19 protein-coding genes, 1 other RNA gene, 1 pseudogene and 1 other annotated feature are annotated in these 24,450 nt (G+C 50.1%); of the genes and pseudogenes, 5 read left to right on the plus strand and 16 right to left on the minus strand.

All coding sequences use genetic code 11. The annotated features are described in order from the left end of the window. Window positions 1–21: 21 nt before the first annotated feature. The 3 genes from alaS to KNO76_RS02010 all read right to left on the minus strand — a co-directional run bounded on the left by alaS (window position 22) and on the right by KNO76_RS02010 (window position 5,939). A complete protein-coding gene (gene alaS, locus KNO76_RS02000) occupies window positions 22–2,664 on the minus strand; it encodes an alanine--tRNA ligase (protein ID WP_214881916.1) in 2,643 nt (880 codons plus the stop codon). Between the two features lie 310 nt (window positions 2,665–2,974). Continuing rightward, complete coding sequence (gene recD2 / locus KNO76_RS02005; protein ID WP_251127834.1) at window positions 2,975–5,182, minus strand: SF1B family DNA helicase RecD2; 2,208 nt, start codon at window positions 5,180–5,182, stop codon at window positions 2,975–2,977. Window positions 5,183–5,252: 70 nt separating this feature from the next. After that, complete coding sequence (locus KNO76_RS02010; RefSeq protein ID WP_214881920.1) at window positions 5,253–5,939, minus strand: hypothetical protein; 687 nt, start codon at window positions 5,937–5,939, stop codon at window positions 5,253–5,255. A 115-nt stretch (window positions 5,940–6,054) separates the two neighbouring features. Here KNO76_RS02010 and KNO76_RS02015 point away from each other — a divergent pair, with 115 nt between their 5' ends. Continuing rightward, window positions 6,055–6,603: a VOC family protein gene (locus KNO76_RS02015; protein WP_214881922.1), complete on the plus strand. Its 549-nt coding sequence runs from the start codon at window positions 6,055–6,057 to the stop codon at window positions 6,601–6,603. A gap of 59 nt (window positions 6,604–6,662) precedes the next feature. Here KNO76_RS02015 and KNO76_RS02020 read toward each other — a convergent pair whose 3' ends face one another. From KNO76_RS02020 to cymR, 4 genes are read right to left on the minus strand one after another with little or no spacing between them, the layout of a single operon-like run. Next, window positions 6,663–7,322: a tetratricopeptide repeat protein gene (locus tag KNO76_RS02020; RefSeq protein ID WP_214881924.1), complete on the minus strand. Its 660-nt coding sequence runs from the start codon at window positions 7,320–7,322 to the stop codon at window positions 6,663–6,665. Window positions 7,323–7,333: 11 nt separating this feature from the next. After that, a complete protein-coding gene (gene mnmA / locus KNO76_RS02025; protein ID WP_214702351.1) occupies window positions 7,334–8,455 on the minus strand; it encodes a tRNA 2-thiouridine(34) synthase MnmA in 1,122 nt (373 codons plus the stop codon). Beyond that, window positions 8,456–9,592 (minus strand): cysteine desulfurase family protein, encoded by a 1,137-nt coding sequence (locus KNO76_RS02030; protein WP_214881927.1) that lies wholly within the window; start codon window positions 9,590–9,592, stop codon window positions 8,456–8,458. It abuts the gene before it with no gap. A gap of 18 nt (window positions 9,593–9,610) precedes the next feature. Next, on the minus strand, window positions 9,611–10,018 hold the full coding sequence (gene cymR, locus KNO76_RS02035; RefSeq protein WP_026826435.1) for a cysteine metabolism transcriptional regulator CymR: 408 nt from the start codon (window positions 10,016–10,018) through the stop codon (window positions 9,611–9,613). A 60-nt stretch (window positions 10,019–10,078) separates the two neighbouring features. Between cymR and KNO76_RS02040 the strand changes: the two genes are divergently transcribed. After that, window positions 10,079–11,386, plus strand: coding sequence for a replication-associated recombination protein A (locus tag KNO76_RS02040; RefSeq protein ID WP_214881930.1), 1,308 nt, complete (start codon window positions 10,079–10,081; stop codon window positions 11,384–11,386). 21 nt (window positions 11,387–11,407) lie between these two features. On the opposite strand, the gene KNO76_RS02045 is transcribed toward KNO76_RS02040, so the two are convergent. The 3 genes from KNO76_RS02045 to KNO76_RS02055 form a co-directional block, all read right to left on the minus strand. Further along, entirely contained in the window at window positions 11,408–12,175 is a 768-nt protein-coding gene (locus KNO76_RS02045) for a tRNA threonylcarbamoyladenosine dehydratase (protein ID WP_214881934.1), read from the minus strand. 95 nt (window positions 12,176–12,270) lie between these two features. Next, window positions 12,271–12,457: non-coding RNA, 6S RNA (ssrS, locus tag KNO76_RS02050), on the minus strand. 74 nt (window positions 12,458–12,531) lie between these two features. Then, window positions 12,532–13,746, minus strand: a complete 1,215-nt coding sequence (locus KNO76_RS02055) for a DASH family cryptochrome (RefSeq protein WP_214881936.1) — start codon at window positions 13,744–13,746, stop codon at window positions 12,532–12,534. 335 nt (window positions 13,747–14,081) lie between these two features. On the opposite strand from KNO76_RS02055, the gene KNO76_RS02060 reads away from it, so the two are divergent. Further along, the gene (locus tag KNO76_RS02060; RefSeq protein ID WP_214881939.1) at window positions 14,082–14,735 is read left to right on the plus strand and encodes a DUF6198 family protein; all 654 of its coding nucleotides are present in this window, start codon (window positions 14,082–14,084) and stop codon (window positions 14,733–14,735) included. A gap of 24 nt (window positions 14,736–14,759) precedes the next feature. Here KNO76_RS02060 and KNO76_RS02065 read toward each other — a convergent pair. Further along, window positions 14,760–15,801, minus strand: a pseudogene (locus tag KNO76_RS02065) (alcohol dehydrogenase family protein). 99 nt (window positions 15,802–15,900) lie between these two features. Beyond that, window positions 15,901–17,613, minus strand: a complete 1,713-nt coding sequence (locus KNO76_RS02070; RefSeq protein WP_214881942.1) for an ABC transporter ATP-binding protein — start codon at window positions 17,611–17,613, stop codon at window positions 15,901–15,903. Window positions 17,614–17,731: 118 nt separating this feature from the next. On the opposite strand from KNO76_RS02070, the gene KNO76_RS02075 reads away from it, so the two are divergent. Together KNO76_RS02075 and KNO76_RS02080 are read left to right on the plus strand one after the other, a co-directional pair. Then, entirely contained in the window at window positions 17,732–18,082 is a 351-nt protein-coding gene (locus tag KNO76_RS02075) for an iron-sulfur cluster biosynthesis family protein (protein WP_214881945.1), read from the plus strand. After that, entirely contained in the window at window positions 18,055–18,276 is a 222-nt protein-coding gene (locus tag KNO76_RS02080) for a hypothetical protein (RefSeq protein ID WP_214700695.1), read from the plus strand. The genes KNO76_RS02075 and KNO76_RS02080 overlap by 28 nt, the downstream gene beginning before the upstream one ends. An 86-nt stretch (window positions 18,277–18,362) precedes the next feature. Here KNO76_RS02080 and aspS read toward each other — a convergent pair whose 3' ends face one another. The 4 genes from aspS to KNO76_RS02100 all read right to left on the minus strand — a co-directional run bounded on the left by aspS (window position 18,363) and on the right by KNO76_RS02100 (window position 24,379). Next, window positions 18,363–20,135 (minus strand): aspartate--tRNA ligase, encoded by a 1,773-nt coding sequence (gene aspS, locus KNO76_RS02085; RefSeq protein WP_214881947.1) that lies wholly within the window; start codon window positions 20,133–20,135, stop codon window positions 18,363–18,365. Then, on the minus strand, window positions 20,132–21,412 hold the full coding sequence (gene hisS, locus KNO76_RS02090; RefSeq protein ID WP_251127844.1) for a histidine--tRNA ligase: 1,281 nt from the start codon (window positions 21,410–21,412) through the stop codon (window positions 20,132–20,134). The genes aspS and hisS overlap by 4 nt, the downstream gene beginning before the upstream one ends. A 44-nt stretch (window positions 21,413–21,456) precedes the next feature. Then, window positions 21,457–21,691, minus strand: a binding site (T-box leader). A 38-nt stretch (window positions 21,692–21,729) separates the two neighbouring features. Continuing rightward, window positions 21,730–22,173 carry a D-aminoacyl-tRNA deacylase gene (gene dtd / locus KNO76_RS02095; protein ID WP_214881953.1) on the minus strand — a complete coding sequence of 148 codons (444 nt, stop codon included), beginning with the start codon at window positions 22,171–22,173 and terminating at the stop codon, window positions 21,730–21,732. Between the two features lie 16 nt (window positions 22,174–22,189). Beyond that, window positions 22,190–24,379: a RelA/SpoT family protein gene (locus KNO76_RS02100; protein ID WP_214702377.1), complete on the minus strand. Its 2,190-nt coding sequence runs from the start codon at window positions 24,377–24,379 to the stop codon at window positions 22,190–22,192. Between the last annotated feature and the right edge of the window lie 71 nt (window positions 24,380–24,450).

The raw sequence follows: 24,450 nt of genomic DNA on the forward strand, positions 1-24,450 counted from the left end.
CCGTTTGCACTTCACACTCTATTATGCCAGTGATTGGACATAATGTGAAGCAAACTTCAATGCTTCATCTAGTTTTGTTACATCGCGACCTCCGGCTTGCGCCATGTCTGGACGACCGCCACCGCCGCCACCGCAACGTGTCGCGACTTCTTTAATAAGTTTTCCGGCATGGAAGCCTCGGTCATTCAAGTCTTTCGTCACGCCCGCGACGAGGTTGACTTTGTCTCCGTTCGCAGACCCAAGGATGATCACGGCAGAACCGAGATTTCCTTTCAAGTCGTCGACCATGCTACGAAGAGCATCCATATCTTGTCCATCGACGCGTTTCGCAATCAATTGGACGTCACCGATTGTCTCGATTGCCTCTGTTAAAGAAGACGCTTCGATGTTCGCAAGCTTCGCTTTGAGTGACTCTGAAGCGCGCTCTACTTCTTTGATTTCAGCTTGAAGTGCCTGAACACGTACCGGAACCTCGAGAGGTTTCGTCTTCAATAGTTTCGCTGCCGCTTCAAGCGTTTCGATTTGCATGTTCATCACTTCGTATGCGCCAGCACCTGTGACCGCTTCGATTCGACGTGTCCCAGCGCCAATCCCTGACTCAGACAAGATTTTAAAGAGTCCGATTTCAGCCGTATTGGATACGTGGCAACCACCACAAAGTTCAACCGAGTAGTCACCTGCTGATACGACGCGAACGACATCGCCATATTTCTCACCAAAGAGTGCCATCGCTCCTTTTGCTTTCGCATCAGCGATGTTCATCTCTTCGATGTCGACACCGATCGATGCCCAAATCTTCTCGTTTACTTGACGCTCAATCGATTGAAGCTCGTCGGGTGTCACTTGACCGAAGTGAGAGAAGTCAAAACGAAGGCGATCTGGTGTCACGAGTGATCCAGCCTGGTTGACGTGCTCGCCGAGCGTGTCTTTTAGCGCGCGGTGAAGAAGATGCGTCGCCGTATGGTTTTTCACGATCGCTTGACGTGATGCTTGGTCAACCGTTGCCGTGACTGCCGCTTCCGCTTTTGCCACACCTGATTCGACCGTGACCGTGTGTAAGTTTTGACCGTTCGGTGCTTTTGACACATCTTTGACACGAAGAACGAAATCTTCTCCGACGATTTGTCCTTTGTCACCGATTTGACCACCGCTTTCTGCGTAGAATGGTGTCTGATCGAGCATCACTTGTGCTTCTTCCCCGGCAGCGACGACGTCGACGAGTTCGCCATCGTGAATCAAGCTGACAATTTTTGCATTCGTCTCTAAATTGTTGTAGCCGAGGAACGTCGATGGCATCGTGATGTCCGCGAGCACACCTGACTGAATCTGCATCGATTCAACGTCGGTACGCGCTTGTCGTGCACGTTCACGTTGCTCATTCATCGCTTCTTTGAAGCCGTCTTCATCGACCGTCATCTGATGATCTTCTGCGTATTCGATTGTCAATTCAAGTGGGAAGCCGTATGTGTCATAAAGACGGAACGCATCTTCACCGCTGATCACGTTCGACCCTGCTGCCTTTTGTGCTTTTGCAACTTCGTTCAAGATCGCGAGTCCATCGTTCAATGTTTCATGGAAACGCTCTTCCTCGTTTTTAATAACTTTTTTAATGAAATCTTTCTTCTCAGTCACTTGTGGATAGAAGTCGATCATGATGTCTCCGACAACATCGACGAGTTCATACATGAACGGACGCTCGATGCCAAGCATCTTCGCATAACGCACGGCACGACGGAGGAGGCGACGAAGTACATATCCACGTCCTTCGTTCGACGGAAGTGCCCCATCACCAATCGCGAACGATACGGTACGAATATGGTCCGCGATGACTTTGAACGCGACATCTTTGCTGCCGTCTTGGCGGTAAACGTCTCCGCTGATCTTTTCTGTTTCACGAATGATCGGCATGAAGAGATCGGTATCGAAGTTCGTCGGAACGTCTTGAAGGACGCTCACCATCCGTTCGAGTCCCATCCCCGTATCAATGTTTTTACGTGGGAGTTCCGTATAATTCCCGTGCCCATCATGGTTATATTGACTGAATACGATGTTCCAGATTTCAAGGTAACGCTCGTTCTCCCCACCTGGATACAGTTCAGGGTCGGTCGGGTCGTCTCCAAACGCTGGTCCTCGGTCGAAGAAAATCTCTGTATTCGGACCAGACGGGCCTTCACCGATTTCCCAGAAGTTATCTTCAAGCGGGATGATGCGGTCAGCCGGCACACCGAGCTTCAACCAGATCTGTTTCGACTCTTCATCGTCCGGGTGAATCGTGACGGACAGGCGCTCCGTGTCGAGACCGTACCATTCGTCACTCGTCAATAGCTCCCAACCCCATGTGATTGCTTCTTCACGGAAGTATTCACCGACTGAGAAGTTTCCGAGCATTTCGAAGAATGTATGGTGACGAGCGGTCTTCCCAACGTTCTCGATATCGTTCGTCCGAATCGATTTTTGAGCGTTGACGATGCGCGGGTTCGCAGGGATGACACGACCATCAAAATATTTTTTGAGTGTCGCTACGCCTGAGTTGATCCACAAAAGAGTCGGGTCTTCGACCGGAACGAGCGAAGCACTCGGCTCAACGCTGTGACCTTTTGATTTAAAGAAATCTAAGTACATTTGGCGAATCTGTGCGCCAGTCAATGATTTGAGCGGTTTCATGAACAATTCCTCCTTAAATTCTGAACGAAACGAAAAAAAGCGATGCCTGCCCCTGTGGAAAGGGACGAAAGCATCGCTTCGTGGTACCACCCTCGTTCGCACGGTAACACCGTGCCTCGAAACATCCGTTAACGTGGATGATGCGCCCAGGTTGAGTGGGAACTCCAGAATAGCTTCGGTCGGCCTGCCCCCATCTTCTCGCAGCCTAGGAAGATGTCTCTGTAGAGGTGGTGACGACGTACTCATTTCCTTCATCGTTTGTATCGTTTCAGTTGTCTATTCGTCATTATCACACGCGCTTATGAAGACGTCAAGACTTCCCACCTAAGCGCTCGACCAATTTCGTCCGTCGCACTGGTTCCTCTTCTCGTGTGGCCGCCTCGAGTGCCCGTACGTCCCCGAACAGCAGTAAACTTTTCTTCGCCCGGGTCACAGCTGTATAAATCAAGTTACGCGACGACCGGAATCCTCCGTTGAAGAAGACCGGCATGAGCACGATTGGGAACTCCGAACCTTGTGACTTATGAATCGTGATGGCGTAGGCGTGAGTAAACTGATCCCATTCACTACGGTTATATTCGACTTCCGTTTGGTCGAATCGAATATAAATCTTATCGACCTTGTCGACGTTCTCTTTGGCGAAGAAGATGTTCGTGATTTCACCGATGTCTCCGTTATATACGTTTTCTTCAGCATTATTGACGAGTTGTAGCACTTTATCGCCATTTCGGTAAATGCGTGTCCCATGTTTTACTTCACGGGCATTCGACTTAGGATTGAACACATTTTGGAGCGCCTCGTTCAACCCGTCAATCCCGCATACACCACGATACGTGGGAGCGAGTACTTGGATGTCAAACGGTGAATACCCTTTCCGAAGGGCAGCCCCTGCCATCTGACAGATCGCTTGAAGCGCCGTCTCCTGATTCGCCGTATAGAAACGACGGTCCGGGAGCGCCGCCAACAAATCGTCCGGCATTTTCTTGGCGTTCAAAGAATGCGCGAGCCGTAAAATACTCGACTCCGACGCTTGACGATGGACGACGTCAAGTCGAACGACCGGAATCCCGTCCGTCTGCATCAAATCCGCAAGTACTTGCCCCGGTCCGACAGACGGGAGCTGATCGCGGTCTCCGACGAACAAGATTTTCATGCCGTTCGGAACAGCCTTCAGTAAACTCCTAAACAAGAAGATGTCAATCATCGATGCCTCATCGACGATGAGCACTTTCCCGACAAGCGGATTCGTCTCATCCACTTGGAACGAACTTCCGTCGAACTTCAACAGACGGTGAATTGTCGAGGCCGGTAGCCCTGTCGACTCACTGAGGCGTTTCGCCGCTCGACCCGTCGGTGCGGCCAAGACGAATGGGAACGGTTGGTTCGGTACAGGCTCTAACTTCCAATCGAAGACGTCACTGAGTGCATGAATGATGCCTCGAACGACAGTCGTCTTCCCTGTACCCGGCCCTCCGGTGAGTACCATGAGCGGTGATTTAAGGGCGAGCTCGATGGCTTCTCGTTGCTGTGTCGCATATTCGATCGAGAACATCTCCTCAACACGTCCGACCGCATCAAAGATTGTCGTCATGTCCACGTCTTCTGTCGTCGACGTCGCCATGATTCGGGCCAACTCCTCTGCCGCCTTCCGTTCGGCACGGAAGACACGGGGGTGATAGACGACCCCGTCTTCGATAACGACTCGTTCCTCTTTCGCAAGTGACTCCAAAGCCGTGACGAGGACGTCACCTGGGTCCGCTCCGATGATGCGAGGCATCTCGGCCTCGAGTTGGTCTGCGGTTACATATAGATGACCGTTCCCTTGTTCGAGTTCTAATACGTAAAGTACTGCTGCCGCGATGCGTTCAGGATGGATTCCTTGAATCCCAAAATGCGCGGCGATGGCATCGGCCGTTTTGAAGCCGATACCTTGCACATCGTACATGAGCGCGTATGGATTCTTTTCAATCGTTTCCATCGCTCGGCCTTCATATTCTTTATGAATCTTTGAGGCGAGACGTGGCGTCACGTCGAATGGGGCGAGAAATAGTAACAGTTGGTCGACCCCGTATAAGACGTTCAGACGTTCCGTAATCACACGTGCCTGTTTTTCTTTCAACCCGTCGACCTCTGACAGGATGCTCGGATGTTTCACGATTTGGTCGATACAATCGTCGCCGAGAGCATCCGCAATCTTCTGCGCCGTCTTTTGACCGATTCCAGGGAAAGATCCGTTCGTCAAAAAGCGGACGGCTGCCCGTTTCGTCATCGGTACGACACGGCGAATCCAATCGGCCTTCATCTGTTTCCCAAATTTAGGGTGTTCTACGAGACGACCGTGCGCCTTATACGTCTCGCCTTTCTCGATGCCGACACCGACGCCCGCGATGACCATCTCGGTCTCGTCCGTCTCAAAATTCTTTTCTTTTATTCGTACGAGCGCGATTGTGTGCGCTTCTTCTTCTGATTGAAACAGGACTCGAATGACTTTTCCAGTCAACTCATAAGGTGCTGCCATCATATCCGACACCTCCAGCTATTTTTCCATCATCCATTATAGCCCGAGATGAATCGATTGAACAAATGACCTATCCGAACAGATTTAAGATTTGTTCAATCCGATCAAGGTCGACGACTTCTAAAATGCGTATCAACTGTTCGATATCGACCCGGTCCAAAATGCGCTCAACCTGATCAAGGTCCACTTCTTCAATCAGACGCTGAATCCGGTCTAAGTCCCCAGATGCCTGATATGCCTCGAGTTTTGTGAAGAGCTCGGTCTTCTCGATTCGAATCGAATCTTCCAGCATTCCCCTCGCCCCGAATAGGACGAGACCGATGACCGCCAACTGAATCAACCAGTTCGTCACGACTTTCCAAAACGGGACGGTCTGATGGATGAATGGGATGAGCGGAATGAACGTTACCTGAAGGAGTAAAATCCCAACCTGGGCATATACGTTCGGAATGAGGAATCCGAGTACTGCAAGAATCAATGGAACGACCCACCCGACACCGACGTGTTCAGATGTATGCTGCCAAGACTTCCGTTCCGAGTACACGTAGTGAACAACCCATCCGACAATGAGGAGCGCTACGAACAGCATGAGTAATAACGTCAAGAGCCCTCGTGGTTCAATGACCACTTGATACAAAATCGTATTCGTCCACTTCCCGTCTGCCAGTCGTTCATTCACCGATTCAAGTAATTGTGTGAACCACACATACTCGGTAATGAAAAACAAAATGACACTGACCATGCTGAATTTTCGCAAGCCACTCGACCTCCTTCTATAGGTTGTCATTCCCCCACTTCAAGACGGGTAGTCGCGTTTTTGATTCAAAGAAACGGGGAACTGTTCGAATGACACAATGAAGGAGGAGTCATAAATGGGTAAACGAATTCCAGTCAGCGGATTATGCGAACTCGTGTTAGAAGTGACGGATATGGAAGAAGCGGTAGCATTTTGGCATGAAAAATTAGGTCTCCCCGTCGTCGAACAATGGGTCGGTGACGATGCGGAACCGAGTGAATCCCAAGAACATGCGAACGAGCCGTGGGCAACATGGCTCTATATCGGAGGGAATACACGACTCGGACTTTGGTTGAAGCGTAACTTCACAGAGGAAGAAAACGCGAACCGCAAACAAGATGTGACCGATTGGGACACACTTTATGACGAAGGTGGCGTCCACGTCCATTGCGCGTTCTTCGTTCCGATAGAGTCGTTTGAAAAAGCACTTGAGATTTTGAATGATACCAATGTCCCGGTCAAACTGCGAACGTGGGATGAAGACGAGACGAAAAATGGGAAAGAGCGCTCTGCTTACTTTAAGGATCCGAGCCATAACATTATCGAACTGTATACGAAAAATATGGACGAGGCTTACGGAGAATTTGCCGGAGAACCCGTCAAAATCACGACGAAACAACTCTAATCGCGTTAACGAAAAAAGTGCCATCGCTCCATTGCGATGGCACTTTCCTATTCAAGAAATCAGTTCCCAAGCAGTGCATCCATCTTCGCGATGGCGTCACGTGCAAGTTCATGATCCGGTTGCATCTCCAAGACGCGTTGAAGTTCGGCATAGGTTTTTTCTTGGTCTCCCAAGAAGGCATATGCGATTGCCAAGTTGTAGCGTGCATCCGTATGGCTCGTATCGAGGTCGAGCGTCTCTTCCAATGCGTCGACCGCTTCTTCCAACTGTTCACTTTGCGCAAGTGCAAGTCCGTATTGGAACGTGATTTCCACGTCTTCCGGCGATTGCTTCTTCGCCTCACGTAGACGTGGCATCGCGCGAACAAAATCACCCATCGCCTTGTACGTCAAGCCGAGCATGAAATGAAGATCGGCATCGTCCATCCCCGAAAGGAGTGCTTGGCGAAGCGAGGTCTCCGCAGACTCCAATTGTTCAAGTTCATAAGCGAGAGCGCCTTTCGCATAGTGCGCGGCACCGAATGAATCATCGAGTTTAATCGCTTTGTCATAGAAGATGGCGGCACGGTCGTAATCGTTGATCGCCTGAAGCAACGTTCCCATGTTGACGAAACCTGTTGGGTCCGTCGGGTTCTCTTCAATCGCCTCATTGAAATGTTTGGCTGCCTGTTCAAATTCACCTTGTTGCATCGCTTGGATGCCTTGTTCGTTTGCGTTCATATTCAATCACCTCATCCGATATAGTCGAGTCGTTTGCCATTGCGGTATGCTTCGTCGATTGTCGCTCCACCGAGACAGACGTCGCCGTCATAGAAGACCACGGCCTGTCCTGGTGTGATGGCACGTTGCGGCTCATCGAACTTGACGAGGACTTCGCCATTTTCGAGCGGAGCGACCGTGACCGGCACGTCTTGTTGACGATAGCGGAACTTCGCCGTCGCCCGGAACTCATTTGTTGGAGCAACACCCGTCCAAGAGAGTTTTGAAGCAAGGAGCGCGTCCGAATAGAGCGCGTCATGATGGAAGCCTTGTCCGACGAACAAGACGTTGTTCTCCAAATCTTTTCCGACGACGAACCAAGGGTCCCCGTCGCCACCAATCCCGAGACCGTGACGTTGTCCGAGCGTATAATACATCAACCCGTCGTGACGTCCTTTGACGACACCGTCGAGCGTCCGCATCTCACCTGGTTGTGACGGAAGATATTCCGATAAGAACTCTTTGAAATTCCGTTCTCCGATAAAGCAGATCCCAGTCGAGTCTTTCTTCTTCGCTGTCGCGAGTCCTGCTTCTTCTGCGATCGCACGCACATCTTTCTTGTCCATATGACCAATCGGGAACATCGTCCGCGCGAGTTGGTCTTGAGACAATTGGTTCAAGAAATACGTTTGATCTTTGTTGTCGTCTTTTCCTCGTAGCAGACGGTGCTCGCCGTCAACGTAATTCACTTGGGCGTAATGCCCCGTCGCGACAAAATCGGCACCGAGTCGAAGAGCATGGTCAAGAAATGCTTTGAACTTGATTTCTTTGTTACACATGACGTCCGGGTTCGGCGTTCGACCGAGACGATATTCTGCTAAGAAATATTCAAAGACGCGGTCCCAATATTCTTTTTCAAAGTTGACCGCATAGTACGGGATCCCGATTTGGTTGGCCACGGCGATGACGTCTTCATAATCCTCTGTCGCCGTACACACACCGTTCTCATCCGTGTCGTCCCAGTTTTTCATAAAGATTCCGATGACATTGTACCCTTGTTCTTTCAATACGTGGGCCGTCACCGATGAATCGACGCCACCTGACATGCCGACGACGACCGTCGTCTCTTCAGGGGCTTTCGTGCGTAAATTCATCTATCTCACTCCGTTCATAAATGTCGAGACGACTTCTTGTAGTCGCTCCGCGAGCCGTTTCGCGTCCTCGACCGAGTTGCCGTGTCCAAAACTGATTCGAACAGACTGACGCGTCCGTTCTGAATCCCCGTACATCGCCGACAATACATGGGACGGTTCGATCGACCCTGCCGTGCAGGCACTCCCACTCGAAATCGCCATGCCTCGCATATCCATCATGATGAGGAAAGGTTCAAGGTCAATTCCAGGGATGTATAGGTTCACGATGTGAGGTAAACGGTTTGACCCGTTCACTTCATAAGTTACGCCTAGTTCGTCAAGACGTTGACGCAGCGCCAGATCGAGCGACGCATAGAGTGTCACCCGGTCCTCACGCTCTGCCATGACGAGTTCAGCTGCTTTTTGGAATCCGACGGCACCCGGAACATTTTCCGTGCCGGCTCGACGTTTACGTTCTTGTTGTCCACCAAAAGAACGTGACGCTAATTTTACACCTGTTTTCATGAAAAGAAAACCGATACCTTTTGGCCCATTCACTTTATGCGCGGACGCCGACAATAAATCGACATGGATCTTTTTCACATCGATTTCTTCTGTACCGAGCGCCTGTACCGCATCAGTATGGAAAATGGCTTGATGGTCTTGTAACAACTCGCCAATCGTTTGAATCGGTTGGCGCGTCCCGACCTCGTTGTTGCCATACATGATCGACACGAGAATTGTGTCATCTCGTAACGCGGCCTGGAACACATCTACATCGACAGCTCCTGACGCGTCGACATCGAGATACGTGACATCAAACCCCTCTCGTTCGAGCTGTTCCATCGCATGAAGCACGGCATGATGTTCGACTTTCGTCGTGATGATATGTTTGCCTTTTCCTTTGTGGGCATAGACTGCACCGAACAAGGCATAATTATCCGACTCCGTCCCACCTGACGTGAACACGATTTCGTTCGGTGAAGCACCGATCCATTTCGCAAGGACACGACGTGACGAATCGAGCGCCGCTCGGGCATTACGACCAATCCCGTGAATGCTCGACGCGTTCCCATACGTCTCTAAAAAGTAAGGTGTCATCGCTTCAAGGACTTCCGGTCGCATCGGCGTCGTCGCAGCGTGATCAAAATAGTTCATAATAAGGTCACCTCGTTCTTAAATATAAAACATGTAGCCGTCTGACTCTTCTTCTGCGAGGTCAGCGAGTGTCGTCTCATCTAGGACGGTATCGATTGCCTCTTTGATTTTATCCCAAAGCTTTCGTTTCACCGCATCATCTGCTTCAGAGTCCTCGACAACGGCTAAAGGTCCTTCAAGTAAGCGTATAATTTCTCCTGCCGTCACTTCTTCTGCCGGTTTGACGAGTTGATAGCCACCGTATGCACCACGTACGCTCTTGACGAGGCCTCCGTTTCGGAGCGGACCGATCAGTTGCTCTAAATAATGCTCCGGCAACTCATGACGTGCCGCAATCTTTTTTAAACTGAGCGGTTTGTTGTCTGTCTCTCGTGCCAACGCAATCATAATCGTTAAGCCATAACGGCCCTTTGTAGATATTTTCATCTTCAAGTCTCCTTCTGTTATACTAATCGAACAAACGTTTGTCGAAAGGAATGGTTACGTATGCCTGATTTGTTTCATCAATCGAATGGTGGACCGCTCGCCAACCGGATGCGCCCCGAAACGTTAGATGACGTGATTGGACAGCGACATATCGTCGGCGAGGGCAAGCTCCTTCGCCGTGCCATCGAAGCGGATCGACTCGGTACGATTATTTTATACGGTCCACCGGGTACCGGTAAGACGACACTCGCTCGTGTCATTTCGAATTACACGAAGGCGACGTTCGTCCAATTGAACGCCGTCACCGCCAAGCTCGATGAATTGCGAAGCGTCATTCGTGAAGCGGAGTCCCGGTTTGACTTCGACGATGAGCGAACGATTCTTTTTTTAGATGAGATCCATCGATTCAATAAACTTCAGCAAGACGCGCTTCTCCCTGCCCTTGAGTCCGGAAAGCTCGTCCTCATCGGAGCGACGACCGAAAACCCGAGCTTTGAAGTGAATGCCGCCCTGTTGTCTCGGGCGACGGTGTTCCGACTTGAGCAGCCGGGTGCCGAGGAGTTACGTGCCGTCCTTGAACGGGCGCTCCATGACTCCCGTGGTCTCGGGAACTACTCTGTGAAAATGGATGAAGCTGCTGCTGACCATTATATCAAAATGGCGGACGGTGACTACCGTGTCCTATTAAATGCACTTGAACTCGCCGTCTTAACAACGCCAGAAGTGGACGGGCAGATTCACATCACACTAGAGGTCGCAGAAGAGTCGATTCAACAAAAATCGATCAAATATGATAAAACGGGCGACCGACACTACGATGTCATCTCGGCCTTCATCAAATCGATTCGTGGTTCGGACCCGGATGCCGCGCTCTACTGGCTCGCCGTCATGATCGAAGCTGGCGAGTCCCCGCGCTTCATCATGCGTCGTCTTTACGTGCATGCCGCAGAAGATATCGGAATGAGCGATCCGAACGCGCTACTCGTCGTCGATGCGGCAGCACGAGCGAGCGAATACATCGGCTTTCCTGAAGCCCGTATACCGATTGCAGAAGCTGTTCTTTATCTCGCGACCGCCCCAAAATCGAATGCGGTCATCACTGCCATCGACAAGGCGCTCCATCATGTCCGAACAGTCGAAGGTGGACCTGTACCGGTGCATCTCCGTGACGCCCATAGTCCCGGGGCACGTGAACTTGGGAACGGGGTCGGTTATAAATATCCTCATGATGAAAAAGACGGGTTCGTCCCTCAAAACTATTGGCCTGAGAATTTGGCCCGAAAACGACCGAACTACTATAAGCCGACGCCTCGTGGATTCGAGCAACAAATCCAAAAACGGCTTGAGTATTGGGAAAAACGACGCTGACTCACAACGAGTCGCGTCGTTTTACTTTTGGATTCGATTGATCTCGACTCCTGCTTGTTCGAGCAAGTCGTTAATGACGTAACCGGCAGCTACAAGTCCTGCGACCGATGGGACGAACGCGTTCGAGCTCGGTGGCATCTTTGCTTTCCGAATCGGGGCGTCTTTCTTGCCGACGACTTCGTTCACATCTTCGCGTGTCACGATTGGAGATTCGTCCGAGAAGACGACTGGGATCCCTTTATAAATCTTTTCTTTACGGAGACGTGTCCGGACCATCTTCGCAATCGGGTCATATGACGTATCTTTGATGTCGACGACTTTGATGCGAGTCGGGTCCATCTTGTTTGCCATCCCCATACTCGAGATGACTGGAATACCACGGCGCTTACACTCCACGATTAAATGGATCTTATAAATGATCGTGTCTGAAGCATCAATGACATAGTCGATGTTTTGAGCGAAGAATTCTTCGTACGTCTCTTCTGTATAAAACATCTTCAGTTGAACGAGGTCGACGTCTGGATTGATGTCGAGGAGACGCTTGCCCATCGCTTCTACTTTCGGTTGGCCGACTGTCGACAACAACGCGTGGATTTGACGATTGACGTTCGTGATGTCGATGTCATCTTTATCGACGAGGACGATGCGTCCGACGCCACTGCGCACAAGTGCCTCGGCTGCGAATGAGCCGACGCCACCGACACCTAAAATCGCGACCGTTTTATTTTTTAAAGCATCGAGGCCTTCTGAACCGATGGCCAATTCATTTCGTGAAAACTGGTGTAACATGTTTCTTCCTCCAACCAATTCTATTTTCTCATACTATTTTACTCGGAATTATATTCAAAAAAAAGACGTCTCTCGACGTGTTCTCAAAAAAATCGATGGGGCCCGGAGTGCCGTGACGATGCCTTGCTTTTGAACCTGCGTATGCAGGTGGGTGACCTAGCGTTTCCTTCACAAGTCCTCCTGCACGTGATGAGGCAGTTGATCCGGTTAGCAGTTCGGTCTCCCGTATTCAAAGTGTTGGCTCAAAATAACGAAGGCGGCTCTCGTACACCTCAGGTATCCCATCTGTTGATTTAACTATAGCGCTTCTATAAAAAGAAGTCAATGAGAAACACCGACTTCTCGTGACAGTTTCGTCACAACCATTTGTTACGAAACGCACGGTCAGGATCGTACGTGAACTGTTGACGCTCGATGTTAAAATGCCGATTTCGTGAGTCGTTTCCAACACCCGCTTGATAAGCCCAATTCGCCCAATTACTAGCGACATCATAATCGATCAGCTTCGATTCAAAGTAGGCTGCTCCGTATCGCCAATCCTGCATTAACTCCTTAGCGAAATAGTTGGCAACGATTTGCCGACCCCGGTTCGACATCCACCCTGTTGCATTTAGCTCGCGCATGAACGCATCGACAAACTCCACTCCGGTATCGCCTCGTCGCCATTTCTCGATGATGTCAGAATCGACCCGCCACTCCTTCGGCTTCGAACGAATCCCCTGCTCCCGAAACAATCGTTTTCCTTGTTCAAGTGCGACCCATTGAAAAAACTCACGCCACAACAACTCAAAGTAGAGCCAGTACGTCGATTCGTTCACACTATGTGTCCGCTCGTGCGCTTCTAATTCAAAGAAGACTCGACGCGGAGACAACGAGCCATTCGCCAAATACGGGGACAACTTTGTCGAATCGTCGACCCCGAACCCATTCCGTGTCTCTTTATACGTTCGAATCGGCACGGACAAATAATCATTCAACCGACGTTTTGCAGCTAATTCGCCACCTTTGAAGGGGAATGCCGTCCTCGGGTCTTGCTCGACTTCTTGAACTGGGAATGGGAACGTCACTTCGCGTTTAGACGCTGTCGCCTTTCGGGAGGTGAGTTCGCGTGATCGTACATCATATTCGACTGCTTTACGGAACTCTGTAAACAGGAACGGCATCTTTTCAAATGGGATATCAACTTCTTCAAATAACGTAAATCCTTCGAACGTTTCGTACTCCCCCTCCCACTCCCCGATTACTTTTTCTTCACGCTTTCGTTCATTGTATCCGATTGCCCTTTGAAACAAGAGACGGTCGGTCGGGTCTAGTGTGTCGAGCGGATGCCCGACATGGACATACAACGGAATCCCAAGAGCATTCAATGAACCTGCCACGTCTTCTAACGTTTCTTTCAAAAAATGAAACCGTTCGTTCCCGAGCGGAATGACACCATATCGATTCTCAACAAGCTGCTTTGGACTGATAAAATAATGCCCTTCTATCGGATCATCATGTCGCAGCGCCTCCTCGAGTGGCAAGTGATCATCGACGCGTAAATCATTTTGGTACCATATAATTGTTTTCATGAAGAGACCTCCTCCATTACTTAGTATGATGGATGACAGTTTAGTACAAAAAGATTAGGATGTGTTTGAAAAATGTTTTCAAAACCAATTTGTGTGGAATATATTCATCTAGAAGAGAAAGGGGTGCTACTATGGCTAAGAAAGGTAAGATGGGATCATTAATCAAAGTCGCGACGGCGGTCGCACCGTTCGTCTACAAATATTATAAAAAGAATAAAGCTAAAAAATCATCGAAGAAATAACGATCTCGTCTCAGCTTTAACGCTGAGACGTTTTTTTCATGTTTTCAAATCGAGTGTGCTAAGATAAATCAATCATTTTATTGAAACGAGGCGATGTTCGTGCACGCAAGGTCTATCCACTTTTTACGTATTCTCTTCAAATGGGGCCTCTTCATGACCGGATTGTTCTTACTCGCACTCGGCTCATCGATCATGATCACGGCAAATCTCGGTGTCTCCACGTGGGACGTCCTTCATATCGGAATCGCTCACCATCTTCCGATTTCAATCGGAACGGTGATTTTATGCGTCGGTCTTTTACTAATCCTATTTAAATACATACTTGACCGCATTCGTCCTCAGTTCGGGACGCTCGTCAACGCGGTTTTCGTCGGGGTATTCATGAACTTGATTTTAAATGAGCAATGGCTTCCTGTTTTCGAAGGGATGATCATGAATATCGTTTGGCTCACATTCGGCATATTTGTGATGGGTATGGGAGCTGGTCTGTACGTCGCTGTCGGGTATGGTGCCGGTCCCCGTGATGGATTGACGCTTGCCTTAGCAGACCGTTTTAAAAAGTCTGTCCGTGCTATGCGGACTTGGATGGAGTTGACTGCTTGTCTTATAGGCTGGGCGCTCGGCGGACCGCTCTTCTTCGGCACCGTCCTATCGATTTTCCTCATCGGTCCGTTCTTCCAGTTCTGGTTAGAACGGTTCCGCCTGTTCATCGCCTACGTCGATCGTCTCAAAGTAAAATTTGCATGACTTAGAGAGGGATTCCCTCTCTTTTTATGTGTTCGGAATCAAGACAATCTTTCCGAACTTACCTGATTGTTTGAAGTACGTTTGCGCTTCACGTGCCTCTTCAAGCGGGAACGTCCGATCAATGACCGGTTTTAGCTTCCCTTCAGCAATCGAACGCAACATTTCGGCAAATTCATGACGTGTCCCGAGGACAGACCCGTACATCGCAATATGCTTCAAGTACAGTGTCCGGAAGTCGAGATGGGTCGTCTGTCCGCCGGCAGAACCGGAAATGCAGAATTTCCCACCCTTCTTCAATACTTGAAGAGACATATCAAACAACGCATCCCCGACGACATCAAGCACGGCATCGATCGGACCGTCGTTCGCGGCAATGATATCATCGGCGAGCGTCTCAGAACGATAGGAAAAAAACTTCAGTCGCCCCGAACGCTTTCAATTCTTGCTCGTTTTTCAAATCACCGACAATGGCGAACACTTTCGCACCGAAAACATTCGCAGCAATCTGAACGTTGAGCGAACCGACACCACCGCTCGCACCTGTGACGACAATCGTCTCACCGGAACGGATGTGTAACTGTTCATTCATATGCCACGCTGTGAGTCCGCTCACGGAAAAAACCGCACTTTCGACAAAATCGTCGAGTGGCATATCAAAACAAAGGTCGGCCGGCCAGGCAACGTATTCTGCATAACCTCCGTCATATTCTGAACCAATAAAGGACATATCGTCTGACAAGTGTTCTTTCCGTTCAGGTCCGCTCGAGGTGAACGGAAACAAGACGACATGTCGGCCGATCATCGTTTGATCGACCTCGTCCCCAACCTCGACGACTTCTCCCGTAATGTCTGAACCGGGAATGCGGGGAAAATGGACGCCTTCCGGGCGCCAACCTGACTTTTCGCCAGTTCCATACGCCCCTTCTCGCATCCAAATCTCGGTATTGTTAATGGCGCAGGCGCGCACCTTGATCAGTACTTCTCCCGCTTTCGGTGTCGGTTTTTGGATATCGACCACTTGAAGTTGATCGACATCCCCATATCCTACGACTTGCACAGCTTTCATGGTGTATCTGCCTCCTTCTCTTTCGTTCATCCATATGTATTTACCCACGAACCATTCATATCACGCCCAAAAGGTCACCATTCACAGGTGACCCTCCGTTTAAAGCTGTTGGCGTTGTAACAGATTTGTGAAGACGCCGCCTTTTTGGCTGAGCTCTTCATGTGTCCCGTCCTCGACGATTCCTTCGGCCGTCACGACGAGGATCCGATCGGCATTCTTCACCGTCGCCAAGCGATGTGCGATGATGAGCGTCGTCCGATTCGCCGCTAGTTCATTGAGTGAATCTTGAATGATGGCCTCGGTTTCCGTGTCGAGCGCCGAAGTCGCCTCATCCAAAATCAAGATCGGTGGATTTTTCAAGAACATACGTGCGATAGCGATTCGTTGTTTCTGACCACCAGAGAGTTTGAGTCCTCGTTCCCCGATTTGTGTGTCGAGACCGTGTTCGAGCTCCTCGACGAGCGTCCCGAGATGCGCCTTCTCTACCGCATACATGATATCGGCATCGGTCGCAGCCAGCTTCCCATAAGCGATATTCTCACGCAATGTACCCGCAAACAAGAAGACGTCCTGTTGAACGATTCCAATTTGGCGACGTAAACTCTCTTTCGTCATATCACGGATGTCCATGCCGTCAATCGAGATGGCACCCTTTGTGACGTCATAAAAACGAGGGATGAGTGAACAGATTGTCGTCTTACCTGCCCCGCTCGTCCCGACCAAGGCCACGGTCGTCCCTTCCTTGATCGACAAGTCAATGTCCGTCAACACTTGGCGATAATCCGAGTATCCGAACGAGACGTTGTCGAAGACGATATCGCCTTTCAACGTCTCAACATCAACCGCTTCGTCGCGATTCTTAATATCCGGTTCTTCGTCTAAAAGTTGCGTGAAGCGTTTAAATCCTGCCATGCCTTTCGGATACATCTCTAAAAGTGCCGTGATTTTTTCAATTGGCTTGATGAGTAAGTTCATGTACAAGATGAATCCGACGAGCTGACCGTAAGACAGCTGTCCTTCATACGTCAAATACGCTCCGTAAACGAGGACGAGTAACGTCATGAGACGCGTCGTGATGTAGATTCCGGCGAGTGACTTACTCATGACTCGATACGCTTCAATCTTCGAGCCGCGATAGAAGTTGTTGTCCTTTTGGAAACGTCCGATCTCAAACGTCTCATTCGTGAACGACTGTACGACACGTGCCCCTGACACACTGTCCTCAACGCGTGCGTTCACTTCCCCGATATTCGTGTACATCTTTTGCCATGCCTTGTTCATGTTTTTATTCGCATACGTGATCATGACGATGAGGAACGGTACCGCGACAACGGTGACGAGTGCGAGTTCCGGGTCAATCGAGAACATGATCCCGAACGCACCGAGTAACGTCATGATGGCGATAAAAAAGTCTTCCGGCCCGTGGTGCGCCACTTCCCCGATATCGAACAAGTCGTTCGTGACCCGGCTCATTAAATGTCCGGTCTTATGATTATCAAAGAATCGGAACGACTGTTTATGGATATGCGTGAACAACTCTTCTCGCATGTCTGTCTCGATATTGATTCCTAGCTTATGTCCCCAATAGTTGACAACATACTGCATCATCATGGCCAATATGTAAAGAATCAATAGACCGATGCTAACAATGATAATCCAGTTCCATTCCCCACCTGGCAACAAATCATCGATGAACCATTGAACGGCGAGCGGAAACCCGAGTTCAAGCAGTCCGACGAGAATCGCGAATGAAAAGTCGAGGATGAATAACTTCTTATGTGGCCGATAATAACTAAAAAAACGTGCAAACATTCTCTTACCCCCTTCTAAACATTAAGTGTACGCTTTTTTCCGAAAGGTGGAAAACAGGATGCATCCTTTTTTCATTATTTTTTCAATCGGCGTATAATAAAGGTAAGGAGTGATACACATGCATGTACACATTACAGAACGCGCGCTCGAACGAATCAAGTCGTTGAAAGGCAAACGCGAGGGACAGATACACCTCTTTTACGAGACGGAAGGTTGCGGCTGTGGAAACAGCGGGATCTTCGAGATTCGATACGTCAAGGAGAAGACACCGGAAGACGTCGAGATCGACTCGAACCTCGGTCCAATCTTAATAAAAAACTGGACGAAAGTATTTTTAGACGAACAGATGAAAATCGATTTCCTTGAAGACCGTCGTACGCTCGTCTTGAAGAGTGACGGGCAAGTGTTCAATTCGAATCTACTCGTCACGGACGGCACGGGTTGTCAGTTGAACGTCCCGAGCCGATGAAACAGACACTGAAACAACATCCGAGACTGTTGGTGCTCTTCTTCTTGAGCTTCGGGCTCGGACTGTTCGGGATCTATCTGGCGTTTACCGACTCGGTTTACACGATGTCTGCTGTCATCGCCTCACTGTTTGCGTTCGGTTTTGCGTTGCAGCGAACAGCGAAATATATGCAGCGAGAAGAGAATAAACGTTAACAAGAGTATGTGTTCCGATTAAATCCAAAATCCGTTTCACACATACAAAAAACGAGGATTGCCATGGCAACCCTCGTTTTTTGTGCTTATTTCTTCTCTTTCACTGCCGTACGAATCGACAACTCTTCAAGTTGCGCGTCCACGACAGGACTCGGTGCTTGCGTGAGCAAGTCGCTTGCCGATGCCGTTTTCGGGAAGGCGATCGTGTCGCGAAGGTTCGAACGACCTGCAAGAATCATGACGAGACGGTCGAGACCGAGTGCGATTCCTGCGTGTGGTGGTGTACCGTATTCGAACGCTTCAAGTAAGAAGCCGAACTGTTCGACTGCTTCTTCTTGCGTGAAGCCGAGCAATTTGAACATGCGCTCCTGGATGTCACGCTCATAAATACGCTGTGAGCCGCCACCGAGCTCGTATCCGTTCAAGACGAGGTCATAGGCGATTGCGCGAACGCTTGCCGGGTCTGTCTCGAGAAGGTGAAGGTCTTCACGGTTTGGCATCGTGAACGGGTGGTGGTTCGCGTAGAAGCGACCGTCTTCTTCTTCAAACGTCACGAGTGGGAAGTCCGTCACCCATAGGAAGTTGAATTTCGACTCGTCGATGAGACCGAGTTCGTGTCCGAGTTTGACGCGGAGTGCGCCAAGGCTGTCTGCGACGACAGTCGGTTTCGATGCAACAAAGAGAAGAAGGTCACCCGCTTCTGCATTCGTTGCTTCGATTAACTTTTGTGCATACGTCTCATCGAAGAATTTCGCGATTGGCCCGTTCAAGCCTTCCGCTGTCACTTTGAGCCATGCGAGACCTTTCGCACCGTATACCGCTGTGAACTCTTGGAGCTTGTCGATGTCTTTACGTGAGAAGTTGTCCGCCTCACCTTTGACGTTGATCGCTTTGACTTGTCCGTTTGATTCGAGTGCCGCGTCGAACACTTTGAAGCCGGCACCTGTCACTGCGTCCGCCACGTCGATGAGTTCAAGACCGAAACGTGTGTCCGGCTTATCTGAACCGAAGCGACGCATCGCTTCCGCATGAGTCATGCGCTCGAACTTCGCCGGTGTGTCCGTACGACCGAGCGTCGATTTCATGACTTGTCCCATCATCGATTCCATCATCGCCATCAAGTCTTCGATGTCCATGAAACTTGTCTCGATGTCGACTTGTGTGAATTCAGGCTGACGGTCTGCACGAAGGTCCTCGTCACGGAAACAGCGCGCGATTTGGAAGTAACGGTCAAATCCTGCGACCATGAGCAACTGTTTGAAGAGCTGCGGTGATTGTGGGAGTGCGTAGAACTCTCCACCGTGGACACGGCTCGGTACGAGGTAGTCACGTGCGCCTTCAGGTGTCGACTTCGTCAAAATCGGTGTTTCGACTTCAAGGAACTCTTCTTCTGTCAAAAAGTTACGGATTGTGTTCGACGTCTTCGAACGAAGGCGGAACGTCTCTTGAAGCGCCGGACGACGAAGGTCGAGGTAACGATATTTAAGACGAAGATCTTCTGAAACGTTTTCCGCTTCGTCCCCGATTGGGATTGGTGTCATCTTCGCCGCGTTCAAGATGTTGATCTCAGACGCGATGACTTCGATGTTTCCTGTCGGCATGTTCGGGTTCTTGTTCTCACGCTCGAGCACTGTCCCTTTCACGTCGAGGACGAACTCGCTACGAATCGTCTCCGCGAGTTGGTGGACTGCTTCGTTTTCTGGGCGAACGACGACTTGGACGATCCCTGTGCGGTCACGAAGGTCGATGAAGATGAGTCCTCCAAGGTCACGACGTTTTTGTACCCATCCTTTTAATTGTACTTCTTGGCCGATGAGTGACTCTGTCACACGGCCGTTCATATGTGTGCGTCCGATCATTGTGCTGCTCCTTCCGATAGTTCACGAATTTTGTCTGCGACGGCCGAGAGTGGCACGTCGACTTGTTCACCAGTCGTCATATCTTTCAAGGCGGCTGCCCCGCGTTCGACTTCATCATCCCCTAAGATGACTGTAAACTTGGCTTTCAGGCGGTCCGCCTGCTTGAACTGTCCTTTGAACTTGCGCCCTTGGTAATCTCGGTCTGCCTTGAACCCTTCCATGCGGAGTAGTTGCAAGAGGCGCGTCGCCGTCAATTCGACTTCTTTCTCACCTTGCGCGACGATGAAGACGTCAAGTCCTGTCTCGAGTTCAGGTAAGACCCCTTCACTCTCCAAGGCGAGGATAAGACGTTCCAATCCGATCCCAAAACCGATTCCCGGCATGTCAGGTCCACCGATATCTTGCACGAGACCGTTGTAGCGTCCGCCGCCACAAAGTGTCGTGATGGCTCCGAAACCTTCTGCCTCGGACATGATTTCAAACGCCGTATGTGTGTAGTAATCGAGCCCACGAACGAGCGTCGGGTCAATTTCATAGGTGACCCCGAGTGCGTCGAGTTGTGCGAGCACTTGGTCGAAGTAGGCTTTCGACTCTTCATTCAAATATTCAAGGATCGACGGTGCCGTCTTCATCGACGGGTGATCGCGATCGACTTTACAATCCAAGATGCGAAGCGGGTTCTTATACAGACGTGACTGGCAGTCTTGGCAAAGTTCACCTGCCACCGGCTCGAAGTGACGGATGAGCGCATCGCGGTGGGCGTTGCGGCTTTCCGCGTCCCCAAGCGAGTTGACGACGACTTTGATTTTCTGAAGCCCAAACGACTTGTAGATTGAGTAAGCGAGGCTGATGACCTCCGCGTCAACGGCCGGGTCGCTACTGCCGATCGCTTCGACACCGTATTGGTGAAGCTGACGGAAGCGACCTTTTTGCGGACGCTCATAGCGGAACATCGGTCCCATGTAGTAGAGCTTCGTCGGTTGGTCCGGATTTCCGAACAATTTGTTCGTCACGAACGCACGAACGACAGAGGCCGTCCCTTCTGGGCGAAGCGTGTACTCGTCTTTCCCTTTCTTCACGAGCGTGAACATCTCTTTTTGGACGATGTCCGTCGTCTCCCCGACACTACGTGTGAACAGGTTCGTTGTTTCAAAGATTGGTGTGCGGATCTCTTTATAGTTGTAACGGGCGCTCATGTCGCGAAATTTCCCCTCGACATATTGCCACGTCTCGACCGTGCCCGGAAGCAGGTCTTGTGTACCGCGTGGTGCTTTCATCATCACATTTCCCTCCTTAAAAATACAAAAAAGGCCCTCGTCCGCAAAGGGACGAGAGCCTGTGTAAGTTTCCCGTGGTACCACCCTCGTTGCAGAGCCATCACTTGAAACTCTGCCACTCGAAATCGGTTAACGCCCGATGAGACGGCTCCCCCTACTCGCTTTCAAAGGAGCACCTCCAAAGTGTCGTTCGGGTCATCATCCAGTCGATGCTTTCAGCCATGGCATCGCTCTCTTTGCTGGTGGGTTGACCGTACTCTTCTTTATCGTAGGTGTTTGACTATATGCTTCATGATGCCGAATCAAGCCGGTATCTGTCAAGCGTTTTTTTCGAGCATGAGTGTGACCGGTCCGTCATTGACAAGTGCGACGTCCATCATCTCACCGAAACGTCCCGTCTCGACGACGAGTCCATTTGACCGAAGTCGCTCGTTGAACTTTTCATAGAGCGTCTCGGCCATGTCCGGTTTCGCTGCCTTTGTGAAAGCAGGTCGCCGTCCTTTCATCGTATCACCATAGAGCGTGAACTGGGAAACAGACAAAATTTGACCGGACACATCTTGAATCGATAAGTTCATCTTTTCTTGATCGTCTTCGAAGACGCGAAGTCCCGTCACCTTGTCGGCGAGCCAGTTCACTTCCTCTTCTGTATCTTCATGTGTCACACCGACGAGAAGCAAGTATCCGGCGTTGATTGCCCCGACGACTTCTTCCTCGACTGTGACCGATGCTTCTTTCACTCGTTGCAATAATACACGCACGTTTCTCTTCCTTTCGTCACGTCATCATGACTCGGCTGACCGAATACACGTCTGAGATTTGTTTGATGCGCTCGACGACTTTCTGCAGGTGATTCACGTTTGGAATCGAGATCGTCATCGAGATGCGGGCTTGTTTGTTTTGGTCGCCCCGACCGCTGACGGCAATGATATTCGTATTCGTCGCCGACACGGCCTGAAGGACATCGTTCAGGAGTCCTGAGCGGTCATATCCAGTGATTTCGATATCGACGTTATAGTTTTTCTCTTTCGCCTGACCAACTTCCCATTCGACATCAAGGAGACGCTCTGGGTGTTGCTCGTTGACGATGTTCAAGCAATCTTTCCGATGAATCGAGACCCCACGTCCACGGGTGATATACCCGACGATTTCGTCGCCTGGGACCGGATTACAGCAACGGCTCATACGAACGAGCATGTTGTCGATCCCTTTGACCGTCACGCCTGCTTCCGTCGTCTTTTTCTTCGGTGACTGACTGACTTTTAACTCGCTGATGGCTTCTGATAGCTCGAGCTTCGGCTCTTTTCGCTGCTTTTCGGTCAACTTATGTGCGACTTGAGCGGCAGTGATGCCTTGATAACCGACAGCGGCATACATTTCTTCTTCATTCCCAAAGTTGAATTTCTCGACGACGATACTGAGTGCCGGTTCGTCGATTACTTCTTTCGGTTCGAATCCAAGCTTTTTGATTTCCGCCTCGACGAGATCTTTTCCTTTCTCGACATTCTCTTCACGCTGTTGGCGTTTGAACCATTGGCGAATCTTATTCTTCGCCTGACTCGAAACGGCGAGCTTCAACCAGTCCTTACTCGGACCGTAACTGTGCTTCGACGTGATGATTTCAATGATGTCGCCCGTCTCGAGCTTATAGTCGAGCGGAACCATCCGTCCGTTCACTTTTGCACCCGTCATCCGGTGCCCGATCTCCGTATGGATTCGGTAAGCATAGTCAATCGGAACAGAGCCTTTTGGTAACTCGAACACGTCCCCTTTTGGCGTGAACACGTAAAGCATGTCACTAAAGAAGTCGACCTTGAGGGACTCCATGAATTCCTCTGCATCCGTCGTGTCTTTTTGAAGTTCGAGAATCTCACGAAGGTGCGCGATTTTCTCGTCGAATCCGTTCGTCGAGACATTCTTCCCTTCTTTATACGCCCAGTGTGCCGCAATCCCGAACTCGGCGATGAAATGCATATCCTTCGTTCGAATCTGGACTTCGAGCGGTTCACCCTTAGGACCGATCACCGTCGTATGGAGCGACTGGTACATGTTCGGTTTCGGCATGGCAATATAATCTTTAAATCGTCCCGGCATCGGTTTGTATTGCGTGTGGATGATTCCGAGCACCGCATAACAATCACGAATCGAATCAACGATAATCCGGACCGCCATCAAATCATAAATTTCATTAAATTCTTTTTTGTGCTTGAACATTTTATTGTAGATGGAATAGATATGTTTCGGCCGACCGTTTACATCGGCATCGATGTGCACTTCTTCAAGAACTCCGTTCACTTCTGTGATGACAGAAGTGACGAGCGCTTCTCGTTCCGTCCGTTTTTGTTTCATCATCGAGACGATCTTGTAGTATTGCTGCGGGTTGATATATCGTAACGAAATATCTTCGAGCTCCCACTTGATCGTCGAGATCCCCATCCGGTGTGCGAGCGGTGCAAAGATTTCAAGCGTTTCTTCTGCCTTTTGGACTTGTTTCTCTTTCGGCATATGCTGAAGTGTACGCATGTTATGGAGACGGTCCGCAAGTTTGATCAAGATGACGCGCACATCTTCGGCCATCGCGATAATCATCTTCCGGTGGTTCTCTGCGAGTTCTTCTTTTTTCGATTTATATTTGATTTTACCAAGTTTCGTGACCCCATCTACAAGCATGGCCACATCCGGACCGAAATCGTCTGTCAATTGCTGTAACGAAATATCCGTGTCTTCGACAACATCATGCAAGAGCGCTCCGATAATCGTCGTAGCATCTAAGCCGATATCAACGAGAATGCCGGCCACTTGGACCGGATGGAGGATATAGGGCTCGCCCGAACGTCGGAACTGACCGGTATGATGAAGTTTTGCGTATTCGTAAGCGCGTTTCACTTCGGCAATATCGTCGTCACCCATATACTCCCCGAGCGCGTCGAGAAGATCCTCAATACTTACGATTTGTTTTTTGGTCATAACATTCGACACCCTTTTTCTTACCGCTCCAATCGACTCAGATTCGTCGCAGCATGGTAGTAGTTTATGTT

Source organism: Exiguobacterium sp. s101, assembly GCF_018617835.1.
Classification (GTDB): domain Bacteria; phylum Bacillota; class Bacilli; order Exiguobacteriales; family Exiguobacteriaceae; genus Exiguobacterium; species Exiguobacterium marinum.